The 25,989-nt window shown below is 43.5% G+C and carries 23 protein-coding genes and 1 tRNA gene; 14 read left to right on the top strand and 10 right to left on the bottom strand.

The features are described 5' to 3' along the window. Positions 1–28: 28 nt before the first annotated feature. The 4 genes from C0582_03845 to lpdA are packed head-to-tail and all read left to right on the top strand — an operon-like array spanning position 29 to position 5,460. Complete coding sequence (locus C0582_03845) at positions 29–481, top strand: hypothetical protein (GenBank protein PLX29669.1); 453 nt, start codon at positions 29–31, stop codon at positions 479–481. Beyond that, entirely contained in the window at positions 324–2,861 is a 2,538-nt protein-coding gene (sucA, locus tag C0582_03840; protein PLX29668.1) for a 2-oxoglutarate dehydrogenase E1 component, read from the top strand. The genes C0582_03845 and sucA overlap by 158 nt, the downstream gene beginning before the upstream one ends. A 4-nt stretch (positions 2,862–2,865) precedes the next feature. Further along, the gene (locus tag C0582_03835) at positions 2,866–4,092 is read left to right on the top strand and encodes a dihydrolipoyllysine-residue succinyltransferase (GenBank protein ID PLX29667.1); all 1,227 of its coding nucleotides are present in this window, start codon (positions 2,866–2,868) and stop codon (positions 4,090–4,092) included. Between the two features lie 9 nt (positions 4,093–4,101). Beyond that, positions 4,102–5,460 (top strand): dihydrolipoyl dehydrogenase, encoded by a 1,359-nt coding sequence (lpdA, locus tag C0582_03830; protein ID PLX29666.1) that lies wholly within the window; start codon positions 4,102–4,104, stop codon positions 5,458–5,460. A 25-nt stretch (positions 5,461–5,485) separates the two neighbouring features. Here lpdA and C0582_03825 read toward each other — a convergent pair whose 3' ends face one another. Further along, positions 5,486–6,982, bottom strand: a complete 1,497-nt coding sequence (locus C0582_03825) for a hypothetical protein (protein ID PLX29665.1) — start codon at positions 6,980–6,982, stop codon at positions 5,486–5,488. Beyond that, positions 6,979–9,621 (bottom strand): valine--tRNA ligase, encoded by a 2,643-nt coding sequence (locus tag C0582_03820; protein ID PLX29664.1) that lies wholly within the window; start codon positions 9,619–9,621, stop codon positions 6,979–6,981. Before C0582_03820 ends, C0582_03825 begins: the two co-directional genes overlap by 4 nt. Positions 9,622–9,722: 101 nt before the next feature. Here C0582_03820 and C0582_03815 point away from each other — a divergent pair, with 101 nt between their 5' ends. After that, positions 9,723–10,367 carry a COQ9 family protein gene (locus C0582_03815; GenBank protein PLX29663.1) on the top strand — a complete coding sequence of 215 codons (645 nt, stop codon included), beginning with the start codon at positions 9,723–9,725 and terminating at the stop codon, positions 10,365–10,367. Then, positions 10,364–10,972, top strand: a complete 609-nt coding sequence (locus C0582_03810; GenBank protein PLX29662.1) for a hypothetical protein — start codon at positions 10,364–10,366, stop codon at positions 10,970–10,972. Before C0582_03815 ends, C0582_03810 begins: the two co-directional genes overlap by 4 nt. 3 nt (positions 10,973–10,975) lie before the next feature. On the opposite strand, the gene C0582_03805 is transcribed toward C0582_03810, so the two are convergent. From C0582_03805 to C0582_03790, 4 genes are all read right to left on the bottom strand, one after another. Continuing rightward, on the bottom strand, positions 10,976–12,832 hold the full coding sequence (locus C0582_03805) for a hypothetical protein (protein PLX29661.1): 1,857 nt from the start codon (positions 12,830–12,832) through the stop codon (positions 10,976–10,978). A 4-nt stretch (positions 12,833–12,836) separates the two neighbouring features. Continuing rightward, complete coding sequence (locus C0582_03800) at positions 12,837–13,949, bottom strand: hypothetical protein (protein ID PLX29660.1); 1,113 nt, start codon at positions 13,947–13,949, stop codon at positions 12,837–12,839. Continuing rightward, entirely contained in the window at positions 13,921–14,994 is a 1,074-nt protein-coding gene (locus C0582_03795) for a hypothetical protein (protein PLX29659.1), read from the bottom strand. The genes C0582_03800 and C0582_03795 overlap by 29 nt, the downstream gene beginning before the upstream one ends. Before the next feature lie 103 nt (positions 14,995–15,097). Next, entirely contained in the window at positions 15,098–15,799 is a 702-nt protein-coding gene (locus C0582_03790) for a hypothetical protein (GenBank protein ID PLX29658.1), read from the bottom strand. 178 nt (positions 15,800–15,977) lie between these two features. Between C0582_03790 and rplU the strand changes: the two genes are divergently transcribed. Genes rplU through C0582_03775 form a run of 3 tightly spaced genes read left to right on the top strand, consistent with a single transcriptional unit; the run spans position 15,978 to position 17,548 of the window. After that, positions 15,978–16,475: a 50S ribosomal protein L21 gene (gene rplU, locus C0582_03785; GenBank protein PLX29657.1), complete on the top strand. Its 498-nt coding sequence runs from the start codon at positions 15,978–15,980 to the stop codon at positions 16,473–16,475. Between the two features lie 13 nt (positions 16,476–16,488). After that, positions 16,489–16,737, top strand: a complete 249-nt coding sequence (locus C0582_03780; GenBank protein ID PLX29656.1) for a 50S ribosomal protein L27 — start codon at positions 16,489–16,491, stop codon at positions 16,735–16,737. A gap of 40 nt (positions 16,738–16,777) precedes the next feature. Further along, on the top strand, positions 16,778–17,548 hold the full coding sequence (locus C0582_03775; GenBank protein PLX29655.1) for a hypothetical protein: 771 nt from the start codon (positions 16,778–16,780) through the stop codon (positions 17,546–17,548). A gap of 278 nt (positions 17,549–17,826) precedes the next feature. Here C0582_03775 and C0582_03770 read toward each other — a convergent pair whose 3' ends face one another. Together C0582_03770 and C0582_03765 are read right to left on the bottom strand one after the other, a co-directional pair. After that, positions 17,827–18,189 (bottom strand): DNA-directed RNA polymerase subunit omega, encoded by a 363-nt coding sequence (locus C0582_03770; protein PLX29654.1) that lies wholly within the window; start codon positions 18,187–18,189, stop codon positions 17,827–17,829. A gap of 66 nt (positions 18,190–18,255) precedes the next feature. Continuing rightward, entirely contained in the window at positions 18,256–20,532 is a 2,277-nt protein-coding gene (locus C0582_03765; protein ID PLX29653.1) for an NADP-dependent malic enzyme, read from the bottom strand. 13 nt (positions 20,533–20,545) lie between these two features. Here C0582_03765 and C0582_03760 point away from each other — a divergent pair, with 13 nt between their 5' ends. Genes C0582_03760 through C0582_03750 form a run of 3 tightly spaced genes read left to right on the top strand, consistent with a single transcriptional unit; the run spans position 20,546 to position 23,125 of the window. Continuing rightward, the gene (locus tag C0582_03760) at positions 20,546–21,298 is read left to right on the top strand and encodes a hypothetical protein (protein ID PLX29652.1); all 753 of its coding nucleotides are present in this window, start codon (positions 20,546–20,548) and stop codon (positions 21,296–21,298) included. 10 nt (positions 21,299–21,308) lie between these two features. After that, positions 21,309–22,592 carry a murein transglycosylase gene (locus C0582_03755; GenBank protein ID PLX29651.1) on the top strand — a complete coding sequence of 428 codons (1,284 nt, stop codon included), beginning with the start codon at positions 21,309–21,311 and terminating at the stop codon, positions 22,590–22,592. Next, a complete protein-coding gene (locus C0582_03750; protein ID PLX29650.1) occupies positions 22,589–23,125 on the top strand; it encodes a hypothetical protein in 537 nt (178 codons plus the stop codon). The genes C0582_03755 and C0582_03750 overlap by 4 nt, the downstream gene beginning before the upstream one ends. Here the strand turns inward: C0582_03750 and C0582_03745 are convergent. After that, positions 23,122–23,889: an NAD kinase gene (locus C0582_03745; protein PLX29649.1), complete on the bottom strand. Its 768-nt coding sequence runs from the start codon at positions 23,887–23,889 to the stop codon at positions 23,122–23,124. The two genes, C0582_03750 and C0582_03745, sit on opposite strands and share 4 nt — an antisense overlap. Positions 23,890–23,911: 22 nt before the next feature. Beyond that, positions 23,912–24,355 (bottom strand): hypothetical protein, encoded by a 444-nt coding sequence (locus C0582_03740; GenBank protein ID PLX29648.1) that lies wholly within the window; start codon positions 24,353–24,355, stop codon positions 23,912–23,914. A 105-nt stretch (positions 24,356–24,460) separates the two neighbouring features. Between C0582_03740 and C0582_03735 the strand changes: the two genes are divergently transcribed. Together C0582_03735 and C0582_03730 are read left to right on the top strand one after the other, a co-directional pair. Further along, positions 24,461–25,849 carry a sodium:proton antiporter gene (locus C0582_03735; GenBank protein ID PLX29647.1) on the top strand — a complete coding sequence of 463 codons (1,389 nt, stop codon included), beginning with the start codon at positions 24,461–24,463 and terminating at the stop codon, positions 25,847–25,849. A gap of 60 nt (positions 25,850–25,909) precedes the next feature. After that, positions 25,910–25,986, top strand: a tRNA-Ile gene (locus C0582_03730). Positions 25,987–25,989 lie beyond the last annotated feature (3 nt).

Genomic DNA, 25,989 nt, shown 5'->3' with positions numbered 1-25,989 from the left:
CGCTGCTGCGCTTAAGGGGAATCGCTGAATGAACAACAATCAACACAGGCTTGAAGATCTGATTGGGCATAACATGGAGTATGCTCAAACGCTTTACAAGCGTTACATCACGGATCCTTCAACGGTGCCTGCGGATTGGCGAAACGTCTTTGAACAGCCGGACGCGGATTGGGCTCTTTTTTTCCAGGAAGAGCAAGATCAGCAATCTTTGGACCCCTCGCTGTTTCATCCTTCTCGTAACAACACGGGCGCACAAGATGGGACGGGCCAGTGTCTCAGACCGAACGATGTCCAACAATCGGTGTGGGCGCTGATGATGATTCATGCTTTTCGAGCCCGCGGACATACCAATGCGCAGCTCGAGCCATTTGGGGCTTCATACCAATGCCAAGCCCTCTCCAGAGTTGGATCCCAAGCATTTTGGATTTACCGATGCAGATATGGACACAGATATCTATATTGGCGGGGCGCTGGGACTTGAATCAGCACCGCTGAAGAAAATCATGGCGATTTTGCAGCAAACTTATTGTGGCTCTCATGCCGTTGAATTTGTGCATTTGATGGATCCCGAGCAAAAGTTATGGATTCAAAAAAAGATCGAAGGCTACGTTGCCCAAAAAGTTTTATCTGATGAGGAGCGGCTGGTGGTTTTAAACCAGCTCATGGATGCGGAGAGCTTGGAGACATTTATCAATACTAAGCATGTGGGTGCTAAACGTTTAGGCATTGATGGGTTAGAGGCTTTTATCCCGGCGCTTCATGAAATTTTGCGGGTTTCTAGTGCGCATGGTGTTATTGACACAATCATGGGGATGGCTCATCGCGGCCGCTTAAATGTTTTGTGTAATATCATGAAGAAGCCGTTGGAAAGCATCTTTGCTGAGTTTCTGGGAACCTTACAGCGCGATGGGTCGTTTGATAGTGGCGATGTGAAATATCATTTGGGATTTCGGGCAGAAATTGATCTCGAGGGTAAAAAGATGGCGGTTTTTTTGGCCTCTAATCCATCGCATCTTGAATCCATTGACCCCGTGGTTTTAGGCAAAACCCGGGCGAAACAAGATTTAAAATCCGATGAAAAGCGCGAAGAAGTGATGGCGGTGTTGGTTCATGGCGATGCCGCTTTTATTGGCCAAGGCGTGGTGGCGGAGTGTTTTGGTTTTTCAGATGTACAGGGATATACAACCGGTGGGACGTTGCATGTTGTGATTAACAATCAAATTGGGTTTACCACAACGCCGCCTTCCTCCCGCTCAAGCCCCCATTGCACCGAGGTTGCCAAAATTATCCAGGCACCGATTTTTCATGTCAATGGTGATGATATCGATGCTGTGGTTTTTATGGCGCGATTGGCAGCAGAATTTCGCCATGCGTTCAAAAAGGATGTGGTGCTTGATATTGTTGGGTATCGACGGTATGGCAACAATGAAGGCGATGATCCAACTTTTACCCAACCAAAGATGTATCAGGCCATTAAAAACCATCCCTCTGTTCGAGACTTGTATGAAAAAACATTGTTAGAAGCCAAGTTGGTGGATGAGGACACCCTTACGCAGCTTCGTGAGCAAAGAGAGGAAAGCTTAAAAAAAGCGTATAGCAGTGCGATGAAAGGTTACCGGGTTGAAGTCGATATCGTACACGGTCAGAACTTGGGATTAAAGCCGGACTTCTTGCTGGCGCCAGAAAACAAGGTTTGTGGCATTCAGGTCAAAGATCTTCGATCTTACTTACAGGTTTTGACAACGGTTCCCGATTCTTTGGCAGTTCACAAAAAGTTGCCACGCTTACTGCAAGCGCGATCAGATATGCTCAAAACAGGGCAGAACGTGGATTGGAGCACTGCTGAATCTTTGGCCTTTGCCAGCCTGCTTACTGCGGGTATTCCAGTGCGTCTGAGTGGCCAAGATTCTGTTCGTGGGACTTTTTCTCAACGACATGCTGCGTGGATCGATCAAAAAACCGAAGAGCCTTACATTCCGTTGAATCATCTCTCTGATGATCAGGCGATTTTTGAGCCCTTGAACAGCCCCCTTTCTGAATTTGCCATTTTAGGGTTTGAGTATGGATACAGCTCAGCCAACGTCCGTGCGTTGGTGATCTGGGAGGCGCAGTTTGGTGATTTTGCCAATGGCGCGCAAATTATTTTCGATCAGTACATTAGTTCCGCCGAAGTTAAATGGCAGCGTGTTTCTGGATTGGTGGTGTTGCTCCCCCATGGCTATGAAGGGCAAGGGCCTGAACATTCCTCGGCTCGGCTTGAGCGTTTTTTAAGCCTATGCGCTGAAAACAATATGATTGTTGCCAACTGCACCACACCGGCCAATTATTTCCATATTTTGCGGCGACAATCTTTGGCTTCTTTCCGTAAGCCCCTTATTTTGATGACGCCCAAATCTTTATTGCGGCTGCCCGAGGCGGTATCGTCTCTTGATGAGTTTGGACCAGACCAGGCCTTTCAGCCGGTGTTACCTGATCCAACGGCGCCGGCAAACAAGGTGACACGTGTGATTATATGCACAGGAAAAGTATATTACGACTTGTTGGAAAAAAGAGACACACGAACGGATGTTGCGTTGGTGCGTCTGGAGCAGCTCTATCCCTTTCCAGGGGCGGCAGTGTCGGATGCTTTGTCACGCTATTCGAAAAACATAAAAATCGTCTGGTGCCAAGAAGAGCCTCAAAACATGGGGGCCTGGCAGTATATGGACAGGCGCCTTGAAGATGTGTTGATTGAGTTGAATTTCAACCAAACGCGTCCGCACTATGCTGGACGAGATGCGGCTGCCGCAACAGCATCTGGCTATCCAGCGCAATACACATATAAACAACAAAAACTGATCGAGCAGGCATTAGAGGGGTAAAATTATGGCACAAACTGTCAAAGTTCCACAGCTGGGAGAATCTATTACAGAGGCAACAATAGCGCGGTGGCTTAAGAAAGAGGGGGAGTATGTACATGCAGACGAGCCTATTGCTGAGCTGGAAACAGATAAAATCAATCTTGAGGTCAATGCCCCTGTTGCAGGGCAGTTGAAACAGCAGAAAGCCAAAGAAGGCGATACGGTTAAGCCCGGTGCTTTGCTTGCTGTGATTGATGAAACAGCGAAAGCGGACCTGACGCCAGAAAAATCTGAGAAAAAGCCTGCGCCAGCAGAAGAGGAAGCATCTGATTTTGACGATGAAACAGAACCTAAAGAGGTAGGCTCTGATGATACTGAATCAATGGCGATGGCCTCACCAGCTGCGCGTAAGATTGCTCAGGATAAAGGGGTTGCGCTGACTTCTCTTCAAGATTCCGGCAAAGAGGGACGCATTACTAAGGAAGATGTTTTGAAGGCTGCGGCAGGAGATCAGCAGAAGAAAGACCACTCCCCTCTTGGAAAGAGCGGACACGGGACAACAAAGCGGGTAAAGATGTCTCGGTTGCGGCAACGTATTGCGGAACGGCTCAAAGAAGCCCAATCAACAGCTGCCATTTTAACGACATTCAATGAAATCGATATGTCGGTTGTGATGCAGGCGCGCCAGAAATATAAAGAGGCATTTATCGAGAAATATGGCATTAAGCTGGGCTTTATGTCTTTTTTCACCAAGGCAGTGATTGCGGCTCTTCATCAATATCCTGTGATTAATGCTGAAATTGAGGGCGATGATATTCTCTATAAAACATTTTTTAATATCGGCGTTGCTGTGGGCACGGACCAGGGGTTGGTGGTTCCTGTTATCAAAAATGCTGAACACATGGATTATCATGAAATAGAGAAATCTATTAGCGCTTTTGCACAAAATGCCCAAGCGGGCAAGCTGACGTTGGAAGACCTTTCAGGCGGTACCTTTACTATTTCCAATGGGGGAACCTATGGGTCTCTTTTCTCAACGCCGATCTTGAATCCGCCACAGTCAGGGATTTTGGGCCTTCATAAAATTGAGGAACGGCCGATTGCTGTGAATGGTGAGGTAGTGATTCGCCCGATGATGTATGTCGCGTTGAGTTATGACCATCGATTGGTGGATGGTAAAGAAGCTGTTGGCTTCTTGGTGGCTGTGAAACAGTTTATGGAAGATCTAACACGCCTGCTGCTAAATATATAAGGAGACAAGATGACAGATTCCTATGATGTTGCCGTGATTGGTGCTGGTCCTGGTGGATATGTGGCCGCCATTAAGTGTGCGCAACTGGGGCTTAAAACAGTTTGTATTGATAAAAGATCAACGTTAGGGGGGACATGTTTGAACGTGGGCTGTATTCCCTCAAAAGCTTTATTAGATGCAACTGAGAAATATGCAGGACTTGATGACCTGGCAGATCTTGGCATTCAAGTTGGATCCAAAAAGGTAAATTTATCGCAAATGATGGCAAAAAAAGATCAAGTTGTCAGCGATTTGACCCAGGGCATTCAGGCACTGTTCAAGAAAAATAAGGTTACAGCGCTGGAAGGCGTTGTCCAGTTCAAGGATGCCCATACACTTCTTGTTCAGGGAAAAAAGAAACAAGAGATCACTGCAAAGCATATCATTCTTGCAACCGGCTCAAAGAGTACAGATCTGGCGGGAGTTGAGATTGATGAAAAAAAAATTGTCAGTTCAACTGGCGCTTTATCTTTAAAGAGCATCCCTAAAACCCTGACAGTGATTGGCGGCGGGTATATCGGATTGGAGATGGCCTCTGTGTGGGCACGCTTGGGCAGTCACGTAACTGTGGTGGAGTATGGTGATAAGATTGTGCCCATGATGGATCATGATGTGGCGCAGGCCTTGCATAAGGCGCTGGAAAAACAGGGGATGATATTTCAGTTGAAGGCAGAGATGATGGAGGCAGAAACCAAAAGAAACCATGTTTTATTGACGCTTAAATCCCGAGAGACTGAGAAGGAAGAAAAGATCAAAACAGATGTGGTTCTCATTGCGGTGGGACGAAAGCCTAACACCGACGGGCTTGGCATCGACAAAGTGGGCATTGAAACAGATGAGCAGGGATTTATTAAGGTGAATCAGAGCTATCAAACATCCCAACAACATATTTATGCCCTGGGAGATGTGATTCCTGGCCCCATGTTGGCACACAAGGCAGAGGAAGAGGGGATTGCCGTTGCGGAACTGATTGCGGGTCAGGCGGGTCATGTGAACTATCAGGCGATTCCATCAGTGATTTACACCACCCCTGAAGTGGCATCAGTGGGGAAAACAGAAGAAGAACTAAAGAAGGCAGGAGTTGCTTATAAAATTGGTAAGTTCCCTTTCGCGGCAAACAGCCGGGCTAAAGCAACGTCTCAAACACAAGGCTTTGTGAAAATTTTGACCGATGAAAAAACCGACCGGGTTTTAGGGGTGCATATCATTGGAGCCCATGCCGGAGATCTGATTGCTGAGGCTGTGCTGGGCCTGGAATATCACTGTTCAGCCGAGGATATTGCCCGAACGTGCCATGCCCACCCAACGCGGTCAGAAGCACTGAAATAGGCGGCTATGGCTGCTTATGATCAGCCTATTCATCGCTAGAAGACCATTTGCGGATATAAAGAGTTTTAAAGTTTAGCACACGCCAAAAGAAGCACATGAGAATGGCACCGATGATGGTATAGATCATGGCGAGCTCTATTTTTTCACTGCTGATTTTGTGCGAATCGATGCGGAGATAATAGGATAAAAGCAAGCCCCATATCACGGCAATTTCTGGATAGGGTTTTTCGTGGAAGTGTGTGATGTAGGATTTCTTGCGAATGATGTCCCGTAAGATGCCACCCCCTGTGCTGGTGATAAAGGCAATAAAAGGACCCCATATCAAAAGCGGGTCCGCATTCATCACAACGGACACAACAACCCCGAGGACAATAAAGCTGGCAAAGCCGACTGTATCGGAAGTGAAATAAATCGTCTCAAAAAACGAGGTGACCTTTTTGTTTTGAAAAGTTTTCTTCTTGGAAAAAAGATGAATACATAAAAAAGAAAACAGCGTTGTAAACAACACAATTAAAATATAAATGGGTGATTGAACGAAGGCAATTTCGTGACGACTTAAAAGTAGATCCCGCATAATTCCCCCACCGGCAGAGGGAAGCAAAGCATACACAAAAGCCCCGAAAAGGGTTGTTCGATCTTGGTAGGCAAGGATGATCCCAGAGAGGGCAAATGCAATGGTTCCAATGACTTCAATAATGAAGAACCAATTGCTATTGAGGGTTTGCATCATCACCAGAGGTTGAACGTATTTTGCAAACAACTTATCAAGGCGACCGCTCTTCTTAAGAGAGGACAGGGCCTCATTGATCTGCTGGATTTTAGCTTGCGAATGGACGGCTTTACTGAGGCAGATATGTACCGGAGATGATTGGCCGATGGGCATTTCTCGGATGTTTTTTATGAGACCAGCCCGCCAAACTTCGGTTGCACCACTGAGGCGATCAGCCAAGAAGCCATCAATTTCATCATTCATTAGCTTGCGAATATTTTCGCTGTTGTCTCGGGCAAAATAAATTTTGTTTTGGTTGTTGGGATCATTGATAAAGGCGTTCAGTTCAGGGTCTGTGTGACTAAAGCTGCGAACGACGCCCAAGCGATATTGATTCCTTTTCATCAGTTTAATCAGAGAGGTGGGGGTGTGATCATCAACCATCAGCGAGAGTTTCTTTTTTTTGATAAAAAGCCCGGTTCGCTCCTTGCGGTATGGCAAAGAATAAAAAACAAAGGGTTCGAGGTCTGCTGTTTGTGTTACCCCTGCAGCCAGATCAACATCGCCTGTTTTAAGTTTTTCTTTATGTGTGTGCCACTCAAGAGACTCAAATTGAACTTCCGAATGAAGCATGGATAGTGTGGCACGTAAAAGCTCGGGGTCAAGGCCGGTTAGATTTAAGATGCCATCGCGGCCTTCTTGGACATATTGATAGGGATCTTGCTGGTACCACCCACTTTTATAGGCAAGTCCTTGGTTTGATAAACAAAGGAGGCTGATACAGCACAAGAGAAGACGGGCATATCTTATCACTGGCTTTCCTTAATTTTTTTAAGAGAGGCCATCGCAAGCTTTGTTTTTTGATTCGCCTCCACAAGCTTTTCTAAAGCGTCTTTTGCTTCTTGAATGACTTCTGGTGCAGCTTTTTCAATAAAGGCTGGATTGTTTAAACGGGCAGAGAGGCCGGCTTCTTCTTTTCCGCGTTTCTGGAGAGTTCTCTCAAGGCGGGCTAATTCAGCGTCAAAATCAACCAACCCCTCAACTCTCATATGATAGCTATGACTGCCAACAACGATTTGTATGGTCGACTGAAGGGCCTTTGAGTCTGTTTGCAGATTGAGGCGGCCGACTTGTTGAAGAATAAGACTGTAGGAATCTATATCGTTAAGATCAGAAAGCGAAGTCGTGGGCGCATCAACATCAACAATTTGTCCGGGCTTAATACCAATTTCAGCCTTGACTGCCCGAACGGTTTTCACAAGATCAATCATCCAAGGAACAATTGACGATGCGTGTTGCTCAAAAGGTTGTGGTTTTGGCCAAGAAGAAAGCATCAGGGGAGAGCTCTCTGGCATGACTTGTTGCCAAATTTCTTCGGTAACAAACGGCATGATTGGATGCAAAAGATGTAAGATTTGGATCAATCCCCACGCCAATGTTTTTTGCGTTTCAGAACGATAGGTTTCTTCTTTTAAAAGAGGCTTTGTCAGCTCGAGATACCAATCACAATAGGTCCCCCAAATAAAATGATACAAACGATGAGAGGCCACATTCAGTTCATAGCGATCGAGCGCTGTTTGAATGTCGACAATGAAATCATTGAGTTCCGCTAAAAACCACTGATTGATGGGATGGTTCACCTCTGTTGCTTGAAATTCAGCATCAAATTGAGCATCTGTCATCATGACATATCTTGATGCGTTCCACAGTTTTGTGACAAAATTACGCGATGTTTCGACTTTTTCCTCGGAGAACTTAATATCGCGTCCAGGGGTTGCCATGCTGGTGAGGGTGAATCTGAGAGCATCTGTTCCGTAACGTTCCATCACATCGAGAGGATCTACAACATTGCCTTTCGATTTTGACATCTTTTGCCCTTTTTTATCTCGAATCAGGGCATGAATATAAACATCTCGAAACGGGACGGCATCCATAAATTGGCAACCCATCATCATCATCCGCGCAACCCAGAAGAATAAAATATCACAGCCTGTTACCAGAACGGAAGATGGATAAAAGTGCTCCAGTTCTGGGGTTTTTTCAGGCCAGCCAAGGGTCACAAACGGCCACAATGCCGAAGAAAACCAGGTGTCTAAAACATCAGGGTCTTGGGTGAGAGGGATCTCTTTACCAAACTGTTTGACCGCGTATTGCTGGGCGTGTTCTTCAGATTCAGCGACGATGACTTCGTCATTGGGGCCATACCAAACTGGGAGAGCGTGTCCCCACCAAATCTGACGGGAGATGCACCAGGGGTGGATGTTCCGCATCCATTGGAAATAGGTTTCACGCCAGTTGTCAGGGATGAAGTTTGTTTCTTTGTCTTCAACGGCTTTAATGGCTTTTTTTGCGAGTTTCTCGGCATCAACAAACCACTGCTGTGTGAGCAAAGGTTCAATGACACACCCCGTACGATCACTGATGGGCAGGGTCTGTTCTTTTTCTTCGATGCGATCCAGTAAGTCAGTTTCTTCTAACTGTTGAATCACTTTTTGACGCGCTTCTTGAACAGAGAGGCCTCTAAATGAATCTGGGACATTTTGATTCAGTGTGCCGTCTTTGTTGAGGATGTTCAGCGTTTCAAGCGCATGGCGTTTGCCAACCTCGAAGTCATTAAAATCATGGGCAGGTGTGATTTTAACAGCCCCTGTTCCTTTTTCAGGATCGCTGTATTCATCAGCAATGATGGGTATGTGACGATTAGTAAGGGGAATGCGCACCTGTTCACCGATCAGATGATGAAGAGCCTCATTATAAGGATGGATGGCGATGGCTTGATCCCCGAACAAGGTCTCTGGCCGCGTTGTGGCAATGAGGACATGTTTTTGAGGATTTGATACCAGGGGATACCGAATAAAATAGAATTGTCCTTTTACTTCTTTATTGGTGACTTCCAGATCTGAAATGGCCGATTGCATGTCTGAATCCCAGTTAACCAGTCGCTCATCCCGATAAATGAACCCCTGTTGATAAAGGGTGACAAAAACCTTGGTCACGGCCGTGTTAGCCTCGGCGTCCATGGTGAAACGTTCTCGACTCCAGTCAGCACTGGCGCCAAGCCTTTTGAGTTGATTGATGATTTGACCGCCAGACTGTTCTTTCCAAGACCATACTTTGTCTATGAAGGCTTCTCGCCCCAGATCTGTGCGGGTGATCCCTTGTTGTTTGAGTTGTTTTTCAACAATGATCTGGGTTGCAATGCCCGCATGATCTGTGCCCGGCTGCCAGAGGACTTTTTTGCCCAGCAAACGGTGATAGCGAACCAGCGTATCTTGAATGGTAAAGGTGAGCGCATGGCCGAGATGAAGAGATCCGGTCACATTGGCAGGGGGCATAATGATGCAGTAGGGATCACCTTCTGGATTGACCGACGAGCTGGAAAAGCAATTGTGGCGTTCCCACTTTGACCAAATTTCTTTTTCGGTTTCTTGCCAGTTAAAACTTTTTGTCACAGAAATTTCTCTCTTTTAACTTTATTTATCTTAATCTTTTGACCTTGTCAGTAGCTAACTCTTTCTTCAAGGGAGGAAGGATTCGCCATGGATTTTGAGTTTTGTTCTGGTATGATCACATCATGGATACACTCGAAAAAATAAAAAGTAAACTTTTCAAGGCTGTCTTGACCTCTGACCTTCGTGAATGGTCTTTGGAGGCATTAGAGGATTTACGGTTACAGGTTGGCGGACTTGACATTCCGGCCATCACCCTCTTTAAAGGCGAAGCTGATATTGCTCTGCGAGAATTTAACAGCTTTTGCGACCATCTGATTTTACAAGAGCTAACAGAAAAAGGCTCTGAGACTGCCCGCACCCACGAAAAGGTTGAAAAGGCCCTTGCATTGAAGTTTGCTCTTTTTCATGAGTCTCAGAGTGTCACCTTGGCGATTGTGAAATATCTTTCTCATCCTTTGAGGTTAAGGCTGGCGCTTGACCTTCAGTGGCAAACCTTGAATAAAATTTGGTATTATGCCGGTGATCGTGCGACAGACTTTAACTATTATTCGAAACGGGCGCTTCTAGGGTATATCTATAAAACAACTTTTATATTTTGGCTGCGCCATCGACATCAGGACTTGGATGATACCTTATCTTTTATGCAGAAGCGCTTTAAAGATGTGGCCCTTGATCCCCAAGCCAAAAATTTTTTGAAGGAAAAAGTTCTTTTTATGAAATCGATGATCCTGAAGAGAAGCCCATGAAACAGCCTTTGAAATATGTTCTTTTGGTTGCTTTTTTATGTGGGGCTTTTATTGGGCAAGCCCTTGAGCTGCCTAAAACGGAACAACAGCTTTTAAAAAATCTGAATGATATTCATACCTATGAAGCAGACTTTGTGCAGATCAATGACGATGGGTCCAAGGCTGCTGGACGCTTTTATATGGATCGGCCCAACCAGAGGCTTCGATTTATTTACAGCCACCCTGAAGGAACATCAATTTTAGCAAAAGAGGGATGGATTAAGATATACGATGCAGATCAAGATGAAGAGATGAGCTTAAGTATTGATGAAACGCCCGCTCAGTTTTTTCTTAATGGAGAAATCACCCTCGATACAACAGATTTTCAAAGGGAAATCGTAGAGGCTGAAGGCCGCGACACCCTTTTGAAAGTGTTTGATCAAAACAGCGGTTTTTTGCTGGTGTTGCCGATTGCTCAACGCACACAGTATCTTATGGGATGGCATGTCAGAGATATCAATGGGAAATGGACCCGAATAAGATTTTCAAATATTCGGCTGAACCAACCCATTGATGAAGAAGTTTTTAGAAAAAATAAGTCTTTTACCAGTCATCGAGACAAGTAGTTTTTAATACACACTCTCTAAGACAGCCTCAACTTGAGGGAGGATATTGTGTTTTGACTGCCACTTCTCTAAAGAGACATCACCTGTTCTGAGCTCTCGATAAAGGGCGTTGCCTTGCAACTTATCAAAAACGGTTCCTAGGTTGCTATACATATTAAACCAATCTGTATAGCGACCCCGCACTTCATTCATCGCGGCAAGTTCAAGAGACGTTCGGCCTCTGGTGGCTTCTCGCTTGAGAGAGTTGCTTGTACGATAGGTGTAATGCGGTAAACGGGGGGTCACAAGGATAATCACTGATTTATAACTTTTGGTTTCCGATCGTTTTGAAAAGAAGAAATCCAAAATTGGAATGTCGCCTAATACTTGTGTTCCACTGCGATCACTGTTGTGAACCCTGTCACTTAGCCCCCCAAGGACGAGGGTATCTCCAGCCTCAAGGACAACATCTGAAATCAGACGGGTTGTTGATGTTTGGAAGCCTGCCACAGAACCCTCCTTTACATTTGCGTTTTGTGGAACAAAGAAACTTCTTTTGACATCCAGCTTGATATTAACCCGGCCATCATCAAGGATATGAGGGGTTACAACAAGAAAAATCCCAACTTCTTTTTCTTTGAAATCAATGTTGTTATTGGTTCCAAATCCAAAAAGGATATTATCACCAGAGAAAAAGTGCGAGGATTCGCCATGGCGTGCAAGGAGTGACGGGCGTGCCAGAATTTCACTTCGGGTTCCCTGGGCTGTGGCTGCATTTATACTATAACTTACTTCTGGAATGGTAATGCTGTGAAGAAAATATTGAAAATTGCTGTTTTTTGCCCCAGCGGTACTAAATCCACCATTGTCAGAAGAAAAGTTTGTGTTAAACCCGCTCCCAAATTTATGGTGGAGGCTATAATTCAAAGTTAATTTTTCAAGAAGGTTTAAACCATATGTATCTGTGTTTTCTTCTTGTGTGAGGATCAGGACAACGTCAACAATGACCATCCGGTCATCGATCTGATCAAGGGTTTTTTCTGTGCTCTTTTCATCGGCACTTTCAGGACTTTTGATTTCTTCTTTTAACGCTTTAAAGCCACCTGAAGCCATGCCCGTATCCTCTTCTGAGGCTAATTTGAGATGCTTATGAAAGCTTTGCCAGTCCCCAATTCGGTTGGCAACAAAGTTTGCTTTGCGCTGATGTTTTTCGAAGCCTTTAAGTTTTTTTTGATAGATCTCTGCTTTTTTAAATTCACCACCAGCTGCCATGATAATAGCGGCTGTGTGCAAGAATTCTGGGTTTTTAGGATCCAGGGACAGCGCTTTATCAATCGCACCTGCAGCTGTTGTGATATCGTGTGCATAATAAGAACTAACGGCAAGCCCATGAAAAAATTTGGGCTGGTTCGGCTTGTTCAAAATGGCACTGGCAAAATCATTTTGTGCTTCTTGATATTTCTTTTTCTCAAGCATGAGAATACCGCGATAGTAATACGAGTATGCGTGAGATGGATCACGTTTAATGGCTAGGGTATAACCAATTTCAGCGAGATCTGCTTTTTTAGCATCCCCTTGTTTGGAGATTAAATGATAGGTCAAGGCATTGAGAAAATGAGGTAGGGGATCTTTAGGTTTAGAAGCCAGGGCACGATTAAACTCCAAGCTTGCGCGAGCCAAATCATCTTCTAAGAGATGATTCAGGCCTTTTTTCTCATGCTCACTTAAGAGAGATGATTGTGCAATTTCACTTGAATTCAAAAAAGAAACAAGTTTGGCAGATGAATATTCTGTATCTTCACTTGTGTGTTTAGAGCAAGAACTGAGGATAAGAAGAAGAGAAATAACAACAGTGACTGGTTTTTCTTTGAGGTAAATCATGGCTCTAGGCTTGTTCTTTCTTTGATGCTTGTTTCATCAAGGTTTGATTAAATTCGGGCTGTAATATATCCATGCTTCTCTTCTCCAGAATCGTTTTATCTGAGATGACATCAAGAGTTTTCGGAATATATTGTGAGATTGGGATATCAACTGAGGACGGTAGAGCTTTTGCAAGACTTTGGAGGAACCAAGTAACACCAAGGTGTTCAGGTATGGGCAAATCCTTGAAGCTGCCTAGTAGTGTTAGATCGCTTAGGGAAGGGTGATAGACTTGGATAAAGAAGAAGTTCTCTTTGACTTCATCTAAGATATTTTTAATGATGTCCCCAGGAATGGCATCATGGGTGATAAAGATCAGCCGGGTTGCAAGCCGCGAGGAGGCAAGTTTTCGAAAGGGGGCAATAAAGCTGTCTTTAACTTTTTTAAATGTAGGCTCTTGGTTAATGGCGGCGTTCATCTCGGCTTCTGAAAGCTTGATCTCACGAATTGGGCAAGATTTTTTGATCAGAGTGATCAAGAAACTTGGGGAGGTATCCATGAAAGCAAGCGCTTCATCTTGACTTTGACAGAATTTTTCAATGCTTTTTATAATGCTTTTTGTTTTAATGCATTTAAATTCATAGCTTTTACTTAAAGTCTCTAGAGCTCGCTCTGCCGAGATATCAGACCCTTCTATTCTAATGGTTTTAAGATCGCTGAGTTTTTGATGGGGGGCGTTCTCTGGAACAACAAGATAGAAACTTGAATACCCCAAGTACAAAAGACCCCGTAAATTCATGTTGGCATAAGTGCCATCTTTTTTATAGAAAAATTTCTTCAGGGCATACTCAGGGATAATTGCAAAATCGTTTTCACGTTCTTGGAGGCGTCTGAGATTTTCTTGGGTTCCTGAAGTTGCTTGTGCTTGACATTGGTCGTTTTCTGCGCTGATGATTTGGCACATAAGAGCGCTTAATCCAATGCTAAAACTATAAATATCTCCACCAGCAATTTTAATTTTTTGATTTCTTGGGTGGAATGGATTTGATTTTACACTGTTGCAGGATAAACAAGCACACAAACCAATCAAGATGCTAAAAGACAACAGATTATTCTTGAGATTCATCATTTTGAGCATTTTCACCTTCAGGTATTTTTTTACTACTTACTGTAGAGGCTGTTTCTTGAGAAGCTTCTTTCCCCTCAGGCATTTTTTTATCCTTTACTCTAGAATCAGTTTCTTGAGGCGTTTTTTTACCAGAGGGTGCTTGGGACTTTTTCTTTAAAGTGGGAAGAGATTCAGATGGCTTATCCTGATTTTGAGAGGCGTTTTCTGTATGACTTGTTGGATCTTTTTTGCCGGTCTCTTTTGAAGGTGTTTCTTTTTTCTCTAATGAGGCAATTAATTGAGAAAATTCGAGAGGTCTACAGTGTTCAAGGACAATGCCGGTAGGCAGTATCACTCCACATAATTTTGCGCCTTCTAAATTTGTATTGTTTATGATGGCACCGCTTAAATTCACACCCCGAAGATTTGAATAGGAGAGGTTGGCATTTGTGAGATTGGCACCTCCAAGATCTGCTCCACTAAAGTCACTGAAGTCAGCAACTGCATTGGAGAGATCAGCATCTTTAAGAATAGCATTTTTAAAAGAGGATTGACGAAGATGGGCATTCTTAAAATTAACGTCACGCATCTTAGCTTCATCGAAAACGCCATTAATGATTTTGCTATCACTGAAGTCTATATCTAGTCCTTCAATGTGAGTAAAAGAAGGGAGAACAAGATTAGCGCCTTTGAAAGATGCATAGTTTAAATCGCCATTGTTAAAGCTGGCAAACTTGCCTTTGGTATAGGAAAAGTCTGCATGCATAAGGCCTGCAAAGCTTGCCTGTATATTGGAAATGTTAGAGTGACTTGCGTTCACGTCACTCATGAGTGCATGGACGAAATTTGTTGCTTGGAGGTTTGAATGCGTGAGTTTTACATTGGTGAGGATGGCACCAAAAAAGTAGGAGCCTGTTAAGTTTGAGTGAGAAAGATCGCGATTTTTAAGATCAGTGAATTTATAGTTACAGGTTACGCAAGCCTTGTAGGGCCCAAGTGCTGTTGGCTCATCCCCAGAATTTGAGCAGTTTGCTAGAGCCAGTAGCAAAAACAAATGTCCAACACTTTTTAACATAACATCTCCCTGACGCCTTAAGAGTAGATAATGCCTCGCAACATGTAAAGAAAAAAAACCCCCGCAAAAAAGCGGGGAAAACAAAAGGATAAGTAATTTAACCTTATCTGCGATCGCCAAGAAGGCGCAAAAGATGAATGAAAAGATTCATGAAGTCTAAGTAGAGCATGAGAGCCCCATTGACAGCTTTTTTCTCGGCATCTTCTTGAGAATCTGCCTCTTGATAAATTTCTTTAATTCTTTGAGTGTCATAGGCTGTTAATCCCGTGAAGATCCCAACCGCTAAAATAGAGATGAGGAAGCTGAGACCACTACTGCCCATAAAAATATTAACCACGCTCGCAATAACTATCCCAATCAATCCCATGAAAAGAATAGATCCCATTTGGCTGAGGTCTTTTTTAGTGGTGTAGCCATAAAGGCTCATGGCACCAAAGGTGGCAGATGTTATTAAGAACACCCGAAAAACACTGACGCCTGTGTACATGTACAGGATCGGTGATAAAGATAGGCCCATTAACGTGGCGTAAACGTAAAAAATCATTTGAGCTGTTTGGGCAGCCATATTGTGCAAGCGCGCTGCAAAATAAAAAACCAGCCCCAGCTGTACAAAGAGTATGATCCACATTGGTCCATTCATCAGAGCCATTAGTGTAGAGGGGCTTTGCAGAAGAAAGTAAGAGACGAGTGCTGTGACGCCTAAACCAATAAACATAAGATTGTAGACGCGCAACATGAAGGCACGTAGACCTAAATCAACGCCAACGGACGAGGAAGAAGAACGTATAATTGTTTTGTTTGTCATAGTAACCATCCTTTAACTTGTGGATTTTATCTATTAATACCTTGAAATTATAGTAAATACAATAGGATCTTGATGGATCAGGTTCATAAAGAACGCATATGGTGCCAGTGTTTTTTCTTGACAATGTGATTGGAGGGCTTATAAAGAATTTTAACATCAATTTATAAGAGTTTATCAAATGTTCGCAATCATTAAAACAGGTGGCAAACAATACAGACTAGCCAAAGGTGCTAAACTTCTAGTGGAAAAACTTGAAGGTGAGGTTGGTAAAGAAATCCAATTTACCGATGTTTTGATGGTGGGCGATGACAAAGAAACTGAAATCGGCACTCCTTTTATTCAGAATGCCGAGGTTGTTGCAAAAGTTATTGACCAAATTAAAGACAAGAAAGTCATTATCTTTAAGAAAAAGCGTCGTCAAAACTACCGCCGTAAAAAAGGACACCGTCAACTTAAAACAGTTATTGAAATCCTAGATATCAAAAAAAACGGAAAGTCGGTTGCGCCTGCTACATCTAAAAAGCCAGCTCCTGCGAAAAAAGAAGAAACAAAGCCAAGCGCTGAGAAAAAAGAAGCTGTGCAAAAAACATCTGCAACTGAAACAAGCAGTGACACCCCCAAGAAAACAGTTAAAAAAGCAGCCCCTAAAACAGCTGCAAAGAAAACAACCAAATAATTAGGAGACTTTAATGGCACATAAAAAAGCAGGTGGTAGTTCGAGAAACGGAAGAGATTCTGCCGGTCGCCGTCTTGGTGTGAAAAAATTTGGCAATGAAGCTGTGATCCCAGGTCAAATCATCATTCGTCAGCGTGGGACAAAATACCACCCTGGTGATAATGTGGGTATGGGGAAAGATCACACAATTTTTGCTAAAGAAACCGGATCTGTTGAGTTTTCCATTCGCCGCAATCGTCAAACGGTATCTGTGAAGGTATAGGATCACTCTTTATAATGAAGTGGTTTAAATCAATTTTAAGATGGCCCTGTTATGCAGGGCTTTCTTTTTTAGCTTTTGTTGTTCTCAATTACACTTTATCGCCTTAAAAAATGATCTCTCCTTAAGGCAGGTGGTTGGGTTAGAGTCTTATAACAAGACAGCCAACGCAGCGCTGCCACCGGTTTATCTAATCAGTTTCGCCCACGGCCCAGCATACTATTTACAAAACCAAAATGCTATGGCGGCATCAGCCTTAAATAAGGGTGTTGATTTTATCTTTAATTTTCGATCTTCTCACCTGGCGCCACAGTTTTTAGAAAGCAATAAAGAGGTTTTTGAAAAGCATGGCCCTAATGGTTTGTGGATTTGGAAACCCTATTTGATTGATAAGGTTTTAAAGGAAATACCAGAAGGGGCTTATCTGGTTTATCTAGATTCAAATTTTATTTTCAAAAAGCCGATTGTTCCCTTGCTTAAAAATCTTGAAACCCATGACATGGTTCTTTTAGAAGCCTTGGGCAAACCGCAAAAATTAGCTGAATATGTGAAAATGGATGTACTGAAGACACTTGATGTTGATCTTGGGCGCCATCAAGACAGCTCCGTTTTAGCGGGTGGATGCTTGTTCCTTAAAAATAATGCGCGGACCCGATCTTTCTTCGTCGCTGGTATGAGCTATGTCAACACCCCTATTTTCTTGATGGTTCTCAATCAGTTGCAGCCAATCATCAGTCGTTTAAATATCATTTTCATGAAGGCGCCTTGTTGTCCGCGCTGTACTACAGCGTTCTCCCAAAATCTAAGATTCTGACGATGAGAGAGGGGTATGAATATTTCTACTGGGCGCACCGTAAAAGAAGTTATCGCAGTTCTTTAAAAACCTATTACACACTTTATGGCGTTCAAGAGACGCTCTTTTATTCCTTGCGACCTTCTGGTTCGGCGTTGACGTCTGTAAGCATTCTGAATTTCCCTCCACTGGTTCATGTAAGGAAATGGTTGTACCAAGCTTTGGGTTGGTAAGAGAGAGCGCACAAAAAAAGCGGCTATCAAATAAGCCGCGTTTTTTTACGAAAAGATAGGATGACTTTATTCGGCGCTGTCTTCTTTTGAGACGGTTAAACCATCTTGAATGATTTCTAGCTCCATGGCCGCACTTTCCGGCTGATTAACCCATTTTTGTTCTTCATTCAAAAATTCAAGCACGTCTTCATCGTCTGCGATCGGGGTGATTTTTTGATTGGAGCGAATGAGGTTTTCTCTTAAGATTTTGGGATCGACAAATTTTCCGGCAATCTCTCTTAAGGCAAGGACAGCTGTTTTATCATTGTCCCGGGTAACCTCGGAAGGGGCCCCAGAGATGATTTCTCTAACCCGCTCGGCAGCTAAAATAACCAAATCAAATCGATTTGGGATCTTATCAATACAATCTTCTACGGTAACTCTTGCCATCGTTTGTGTTCCTTTGTTCTGTGCTGACTATATCGACGTCATCTCTCTTTGACAACACTGTTTTAATCAATCCGTAAACTCACCATTGATTTGACCTGCTTGATAGGCGGCAAACGTTGCGCTTTTGAGAAGGTCTGATGTTGTCGTGGTCATTGACACAATTTGAACCGCATGGTTGAAGCCCGTTAAAATCGGACCAATCATCGATCCTTGTCCTTTTTCACACACCATTTGTGTGGCAATACACGCTGAGTTAAGGTCGGGCATGATCAGAATGTTGGCCGGCCCAGAAAGCCGGTTAAAGGGATAGTAAGCCTGCATTTCTAAATCAAGTGCAACGCTTGGCGTCATCTCCCCTTCGTATTCAAAAGCGCGTGGTTGTTGATCAAGGATATCAAGAGCCTTTTGAATGGTTGTGGGCTCTGCTGTAATTGGATTGCCAAAATTACCATGAGATAAAAAGGCAACCCGTGGTTCTTGGCCCAGGGTTCGCGATATGGTTGAAGCGTGAATGGCGATATCTGCCAATTGCTCAGCGTTAGGAGTGTTGTGAATGGCAGTATCAGCAACAATGAGGGGGCGCTTGTTGACAACCACGATTGAATATACATAGGTTGGTACATCCGCCAGGGGATCGTAAACCATTTTTATATCTCTTAAGGCCGCTGCGTAGTTTCTGGTTAAGCCAGTGACAACAGCATCCGCATGCCCAAAAGCAACCATACAGGCACCAAACACGTTTCTATTTTGGTGGATATATCGTTGACAATCACGCTTAAGACGGCCTTTTCTTTTAAGGCGTTCATAGATGAAGTCGATGTAAACGGCGTTGTTATCACAGAGCTTTGCATTATGGAGAGTGATTTCAGGAGGAAGCTGCAAGCCAATTTTTTTTGCATTTTTGATAATTGTTTTTTCTTTTCCAACTAAGATCGGCGTTCCCAGACCTTGATTAAAAAAGTTAAGGGCTGCGCGGATGGCGCGTGGCTCTTCCCCTTCAGCAAAGACAACTCTTTTGGGAACGCGGCGCACCTTTTCTGCAATGATTTCTAGATTTGAATAAGTGGCATCAAACCGACTGGTCAGTTCGCGGCGGTACGCAGCCATATCAGCGATGGGTTTGCAGGCAACACCTGTTTTCATGGCTGCTTCTGCAACCAGAGGGGGGATGACCTGTATCAGGCGTGGATCAAAGGGAACAGGAATGATGTAATTGCGCCCGTAATCTAAAGAGCGGCCTTTGTAAGCCTTGTTCGCTTCTTCACTGACCTCTGCGCGTGCAAGTTGGGCTAGGCCTTCAGCTGCCGCAATTTTCATGTCATCGTTAATTTCTATGGCTTGAACATCAAGCGCCCCTCTGAAAATATAAGGGAAGCATAATGCGTTGTTTACTTGATTGGGATAGTCAGACCTGCCTGTTGCAATCAGAACATCAGGCCTTACTTTAAGGGCAATTTCTGGTTTGATTTCTGGATCAGGATTTGCCATGGCAAAAATCACAGGATCAGGCGCCATGCTTTTCACCATATCCTCGGTTACCTTATTGGCGCTTGAGAGGCCAATGAACACATCTGCGCCTTTGATTGCATCGGCGAGTGTGCGGCAGTTGGTATCATTGGCATATTCTGCTTTATAAGGGTTCATTGACGTTTTGCGTCCTTTGTAAATAACGCCTTCTCGGTCAAGCATGATGAAATTGTTTTTGTTAATGCCGTATTTCACAAGAAGATTTGCGCAGGCAATCGCTGCTGCGCCCGCTCCAAGACAGACGATGTGAATTTCGGAGAGTTTCTTCTTAGCGATGTGAAGAGCATTCATGAGCCCGGCTAAAACAGCAATGGCTGTTCCATGCTGATCATCATGAAAAACGGGAATATCCATTTCTTCTTTGAGGCGTTTTTCGATCTCAAAGCAGTCGGGGGCTTTAATATCCTCAAGATTGATCCCACCAAAACTGGGGCCCAGGTGTTTAACGGCATTGATAAAAGACTCTACATCTTCGGTATCGACCTCTAAGTCAATGCTATCGATGTCTGAGAATCTTTTAAACAGGACAGACTTTCCCTCCATCACGGGTTTAGAAGCAAGCGCCCCAATATTGCCAAGACCTAGGACGGCAGTACCATTTGAAATAACAGCAACCATATTGCCTTTGTTGGTATATTTATAAGCATCCCTGGGATTTTTTTCGATGGCAAGGCACGGTGCTGCAACACCAGGGGAGTAGGCAAGAGAAAGATCCTTATGACTTGTTAAAGGTTTTGTTGCCGTGATTTCATATTTGCCTGGTTTCCCATCGGAGTGAAAAGCGAGAGCTTCTTGATCAAGTAATTTTTTGTCCATTATTAGTTTCTTAGTGTTGCTGTTTGGTTGTGAATTTGTTGATATGTATAATCTGTTGCAAAGATATATTAAATGCTCTAAGGATGCTAGTATGAATATACCTGAATCAATTACGATCGTCGATTTTGTTATTTTAATCATTACACTCTTCTTGGGGTATCAAATCTATCGTGCTCTTGGTATGCGAACGGGGACAGAAAAAAAACGTCATGGTTTTTCCCCGAGAGATGTAAGTCCTTCTCATCAAGAAAGTGCAAAGGCCCAAGATGAAAATGAGGTTCGAGAAGAGCTGACCCAGATTGATGACCCCAAACTGGCCCTTAAACTCGAAAAAATTATCAAGGCTGATCCATCTTTTCATATCAATCAGTTTCTTCAAGGTGTGAAAAATGCGTTTGAGTTGATCTTGAAGCGGTTTCTTGAAGGAGATAAAGCGGCTTTAAAACCCCTTCTTTCTCCTCAAATGTATAATCAATTCAGCGCCCTTATTGATCAAAGAGAAAAGAAAAAACAAACCGCTGACCTTGCTTTTTTTCGAATGGTCAATGCGGAGATTGTTGAAGCTGAGTGCCAAAGAAAAACGGTCCGTATGCGTGTTTTGATTACCTCAGAACAAACCCTATTGATAAAAGAGGGTGATAATAAGGTGGTTGATGGCGATCCTGATTACATTGATACTGTAACGGATACATGGACTTTTGAACGCAAGATAGATAGTGGCTCTTCAATTTGGATTTTAAAAGAGATCGCGGACGTATCTGAATAAGACTAGGCCTTTGCATGTCTTGCTGCAGAATAAGGAGGGCATCATGATCCGCATGAAGATGTGGCTTATAATTCTGATAACAATTGCACTGGGCGCTGATCTATACACATATAGGCAGTCTGTTCTTTGTGTGGTTGAGTCTTTTTCTTCTTCAAAGAAAACCCTGTTAGATAAGTATCCGGTTCAGTTAAAAAAAAGATCATTTGATACCTTAGAAGGATGGAAGCAAAGTGATTTGAAACATGCTTCTAAGGCTATCACGAATGTATGCTCTATTATTATGAAAAAAAAGAGCACGCGATATTTGGATGAGCTACGGATATACGGCCAGTGGTCTGTATATCAAAGTGCTTGCCGCAAACTTCTAGAGGCTACTTCCTCAAAAAAATCTGATGCAATCAAGACTGTTCTTGAGGAGCAATTTGTCCCTTATCAAGTTTTGATGAAAAATACTAAACAGTCAGAGAAGGCTCTTTTTACAGGTTATTATGAGCCGGAGCTAAAGGGATCTTTGAAAAAACAAGGGAAATATGTTTACCCATTATATAAGACGCCCAAAAATTTGGTGATCAGCCAAGATTTAGGCCTTTTTAATGAAAAACTAGCAGGACACAAAATCAAAGGCGTTGTTGAGAAGGGTATTTTTAAACCTTACCATAAGCGGCATGAAATCGATGCTTTGAATGAACACCCAGACTTTGAGCCCCTGATTTGGGTGGATAACGAAGTGGATGCCTTCTTTTTGCACATACAAGGATCTGGGTCTGTTCGTCTTCAGGATGGAACCTGGGTCCGTGTGGCCTATGCAGAGCAAAACGGCCATAGGTATGTGTCTATTGGGCACGTCCTTCTTGATATGGGGGTTGCTGAAAAGGCTCAAATGAGCATGCAATTTATCAAGAAATGGTTTCGTGAAAATCCTGGAAAAATTAAACAGTTGCTTCATAAAAATCCATCTTATATTTTTTTTAGAAAGTTAAAAGGAGAAGGGCCCGTAGGTACCATGGGAATACCTTTGGTACCAGAGCATAATCTGGCTGTAGATCGATCGGTCTACCCTTTGGGGCTTCCGATGTGGATTTCTTTTCATGATCCCTTTGAGCTTGATACAACGCTTCATAGGTTTGTTGTGGCGGCTGACACAGGGGGTGCTATCAAAGGACCTCTTAGAGGAGATTTGTTTTGGGGAAGAGGGGAAAAAGCAGAACTCAATGCAGGCCATATGAAATCCACAGGGACCCTGGTTGTGTTTTTACCCAAAGAGTTGAAGCTCCCCCCATCAGTTGTGGCATGACGGATCAAACAGACCGTGCTTGGCAAGCTTATACTAAAACGGTCCAAGCTTATGAAAAGAACGAAGATTTGAGCAGCCCTTCTGTTGCAGACACGCCTGTTGAAAAAAATATTGATTCAAGGCCCCCTCAAGAGAAACAGGGTGCTCAACGTTTGTTGACGTCACCTTTAGCGAAACTGCACAAACCTCAATTTTTAATGAGCATTCACGATATTAGACGGGAAATGCGACAAGGTCGTTTAAGCATTCAGGCGAAGCTAGATCTGCATGGTATGACACTCGCCCAAGCCCATGAGCAAACAACCGATTTTATTATGACCAGATCTCAACAGCAGAAGAAATTGATTTTGGTTATTACCGGTAAAGGATCTGGTGGGCGTGGTCTCAATCAGGAAGGGGTTTTAAAAAGAAACTTTCCGCACTGGATAGATTCTGGCGTTTTAAGCGATATCGTCAATTGGTATTCTTTTGCCTTGAAGGAGCATGGCGGTGAAGGTGCCTTTTATGTTCGCTTGAGAAAACCCCGGCCCTAGGTATGAAATTGTGCCGCTAAAATTTTCTCTTCAAGATTTGAGTTCTGGGCGTGAATAATTTCAATTGAGTGGGACGCATCGTGTTGAATGATAACTTCTTTAGCGTTGCGTATTTCAATATTATCAGCCACCGCACTAACGGGCCGTTCAGTGGGTGAGGTGACTCGAATGCGGATGGTTTGATCGTTTTTGATCAGAGCGCCATGCCAACGCCTTGGCCTGAAGGGATTGAGAGGGGTGAGGGCAAGAAGATTACAGGAGAGTGGAAGAACAGGACCCCGCGCAGAATAATTATATGCTGTGCTTCCCATCGGTGTGGCCACAATCAAACCATCGGCCACCAGATTTTTCATCTCAATATCCTGGTTAATGCTGATTTCAAGCTTTGCACTTTGGTGTGTCTGGCGGAAAAGGTATATTTCATTGAAGCCATGGGCAACATGGCTGTTATTTTCCTGGTCGGTCACGTCCATTTTTAAAGGATTGAGTGTGACAGAGTGGCCCGTTTCAATTTGAGCGTCTAGCCCTGTTGAGCTGTAAGGATTCATCATGAATCCTACCGTGCCACAATTAATGCCATACAGTTTTTTTTGGGTGTCCATAAATTGATGCATCGCCGAGAGCATTGTGCCATCTCCCCCAAGAACAATGATGTGGCTTGCGTCTTCAGGATTGTGATTTTGATGCTGTGTCAGTAGAGACGCTAAAAGCTTTTGAGCTTTTTCTTTTTGGCTGGCATAGAAATGGAATTTGAGGGAGGTCATTCATCACTCCTGAGGGAACAGTTTATACGTATCCTGCACGGTGTTTGCCCTCATCATATTTGCCAATGGAACCAAATATTTCTTTAAAGAGAGCGGGGTCTCGCCCTAAGGTAGGTGTTTTGTCACCAATGGGTTTGATTTCTAGCCCTTCAGATTCATCATGAATTTGAATTCTCTGGATTACGTTTTTGTCGCTAAAGCTAAAGTAAATGACTTTGCGTTCGGTCACCTTTGGGTTGAAAAAAGAGGTTGTTCTGGTTTCTTCGCCAACATAATACCATCCTTTGCCGCCATATTGTTCAGTATATGTTGGGGGACCAGCAATGGATAGGAGATCTTCTTTGGTTGTTTCACCAACTTTTATCATCTTCATATCTTCGGCGGTCAATAAGTTGCCACGTATGTTGATGGTGTTTTCGCAGCTTGATAAAAACAACAGTGATAGGGCAATAAGAGTGTATTTCATAAAAAGCAAAAGGTTATCAAATCTTTTTTACAATCGCATAATAAACTCTAGACTGTCAATGAAGAATAAAGTTGTATATTGTGCGAGAAAAACATTCGTAAATTAATGAAATTTTTTCCTTTAGTCTTTGGTGCCTTTTTTCTGTCAATGCCAGCATACGCGGAAACGCCACACGGATCGGACCTGTCATTGTTTTGGGGCATGCCTTTTGTTGGTATATTGCTCTCTCTGGCTTTTTTTCCCTTGATTCGCCCAACCCTCTGGCACAACCATTATGGAAAAATTGTGGGGGCCATTGGCGCAGTCTTTTTTGCTCTTTTTTCCTATAGTTTTGGTTTTCGAGCCGCCTTTGATACTCTGATGGCTGCGGTTTTACATGAATACATTCCGTTTGTATCCCTTTTGTTTGCCTTGTTTACAATAAGCGGTGGCATTCGGATTACCGGTCCTTTTACGGGCACGCCCAAATCAAATGTTTTGATATTAGCTATCGGTGCTTTGTTGGCCAGTGTTATTGGAACGACGGGCGCTTCGATGCTTTTCATTACAGTGCTTTTAAGGGCGAATCAGTGGCGCTTGCACAAAAAACACACAGTCATCTTTTTTATTTTTTTGGTTGCCAATGTGGGTGGGTGTTTGACGCCGCTTGGTGATCCACCGTTATTTCTTGGGTATTTACATGGCGTCCCCTTCTTTTGGCCCTTACAGAATTTATCCCATGGCTTGATTATTGTTGCGGGGGTTTTGTTATTTTTTTTCTATATTTTGGATTCATATTACTTTCGCTTTGAAACCGATAAGCAAGAGGCCCCCGTTAAAGATAAGCTCAGGTTATATGGCAAACGAAACATTCCCCTGCTGGCCAGTGTCATTGGCTTGGTATTGATGAGTGGCATAGGGCAAGATGATATGCATGTAATGATATTCGGGATTTCAAAAGCTGTCTCTGATATTGTCCGAGATGTCGGATTGATTCTGATCGGCATGCTTTCGATACGTGTTTCGCATAAAGCGGATCGTCAAAAGAATCACTTTTCTTGGGAGCCTATTCTTGAGATTGCAAAAATATTTTTCTTCATTTTCCTAACGGTTTCGCCGGTGGTGATGATCCTTCATGCGGGAACAGAAGGGGCATTGGCGCCGCTAATTGCGCTGAGCCATCATGCGGACGGCCGCCCTGATAATTTTGCTTATTTTTGGCTTTCTGGGTTGCTTTCAAGCTTTTTGGATAATGCCCCCACCTATCTTGTTTTCTTTCACATGGCGGGGGGGGATGCTCTTGAGCTAGTCGGCAAACTAGGCCATACATTGCAAGCTTTATCTTTTGGTGCGGTTTTCATGGGAGCTATGACTTACATTGGAAATGCTCCTAACTTTATGGTGCGAACCATCGCTGAAAAAAGAGGCGTAAAAATGCCAAGCTTCTTTGGTTATATGCTTTGGTCTTTTGGTATTTTAGGGCCGATCTTTTTCGTTTTTTCTCTATTCCTATAAATCAGAGAATTTTTCTTGTAATAATGAAAAAATATGGTAATTTTCTTTCATTAATAACAGGGGCTAGTAGCTCAGTTGGTTAGAGCGCACGCTTGATAAGCGTGAGGTCGGAGGTTCAAGTCCTCCCTGGCCCACCACCA

The organism is Alphaproteobacteria bacterium, from assembly GCA_002869105.1.
Taxonomy (GTDB): Bacteria; Pseudomonadota; Alphaproteobacteria; order UBA7879; family UBA7879; genus UBA7879.
This window is presented reverse-complemented; position numbering and strand designations above follow the sequence as displayed.

Bases quoted from the DNA above. Each gene is read 5' to 3' on its own strand.
- C0582_03845 (PLX29669.1), top strand. From the start codon at position 29: ATGAACAACAATCAACACAGGCTTGAAGATCTGATTGGGCATAACATG.
- sucA (PLX29668.1), top strand. From the start codon at position 324: ATGCTTTTCGAGCCCGCGGACATACCAATGCGCAGCTCGAGCCATTTG.
- C0582_03835 (PLX29667.1), top strand. From the start codon at position 2,866: ATGGCACAAACTGTCAAAGTTCCACAGCTGGGAGAATCTATTACAGAG.
- lpdA (PLX29666.1), top strand. From the start codon at position 4,102: ATGACAGATTCCTATGATGTTGCCGTGATTGGTGCTGGTCCTGGTGGA.
- C0582_03810 (PLX29662.1), top strand. From the start codon at position 10,364: ATGAAACAGCCTTTGAAATATGTTCTTTTGGTTGCTTTTTTATGTGGG.
- C0582_03805 (PLX29661.1), bottom strand. From the start codon at position 12,832: ATGATTTACCTCAAAGAAAAACCAGTCACTGTTGTTATTTCTCTTCTT.
- C0582_03800 (PLX29660.1), bottom strand. From the start codon at position 13,949: ATGCTCAAAATGATGAATCTCAAGAATAATCTGTTGTCTTTTAGCATC.
- C0582_03795 (PLX29659.1), bottom strand. From the start codon at position 14,994: ATGTTAAAAAGTGTTGGACATTTGTTTTTGCTACTGGCTCTAGCAAAC.
- C0582_03790 (PLX29658.1), bottom strand. From the start codon at position 15,799: ATGACAAACAAAACAATTATACGTTCTTCTTCCTCGTCCGTTGGCGTT.
- rplU (PLX29657.1), top strand. From the start codon at position 15,978: ATGTTCGCAATCATTAAAACAGGTGGCAAACAATACAGACTAGCCAAA.
- C0582_03780 (PLX29656.1), top strand. From the start codon at position 16,489: ATGGCACATAAAAAAGCAGGTGGTAGTTCGAGAAACGGAAGAGATTCT.
- C0582_03775 (PLX29655.1), top strand. From the start codon at position 16,778: ATGGCCCTGTTATGCAGGGCTTTCTTTTTTAGCTTTTGTTGTTCTCAA.
- C0582_03770 (PLX29654.1), bottom strand. From the start codon at position 18,189: ATGGCAAGAGTTACCGTAGAAGATTGTATTGATAAGATCCCAAATCGA.
- C0582_03765 (PLX29653.1), bottom strand. From the start codon at position 20,532: ATGGACAAAAAATTACTTGATCAAGAAGCTCTCGCTTTTCACTCCGAT.
- C0582_03750 (PLX29650.1), top strand. From the start codon at position 22,589: ATGACGGATCAAACAGACCGTGCTTGGCAAGCTTATACTAAAACGGTC.
- C0582_03745 (PLX29649.1), bottom strand. From the start codon at position 23,889: ATGACCTCCCTCAAATTCCATTTCTATGCCAGCCAAAAAGAAAAAGCT.
- C0582_03740 (PLX29648.1), bottom strand. From the start codon at position 24,355: ATGAAATACACTCTTATTGCCCTATCACTGTTGTTTTTATCAAGCTGC.
- C0582_03735 (PLX29647.1), top strand. From the start codon at position 24,461: ATGAAATTTTTTCCTTTAGTCTTTGGTGCCTTTTTTCTGTCAATGCCA.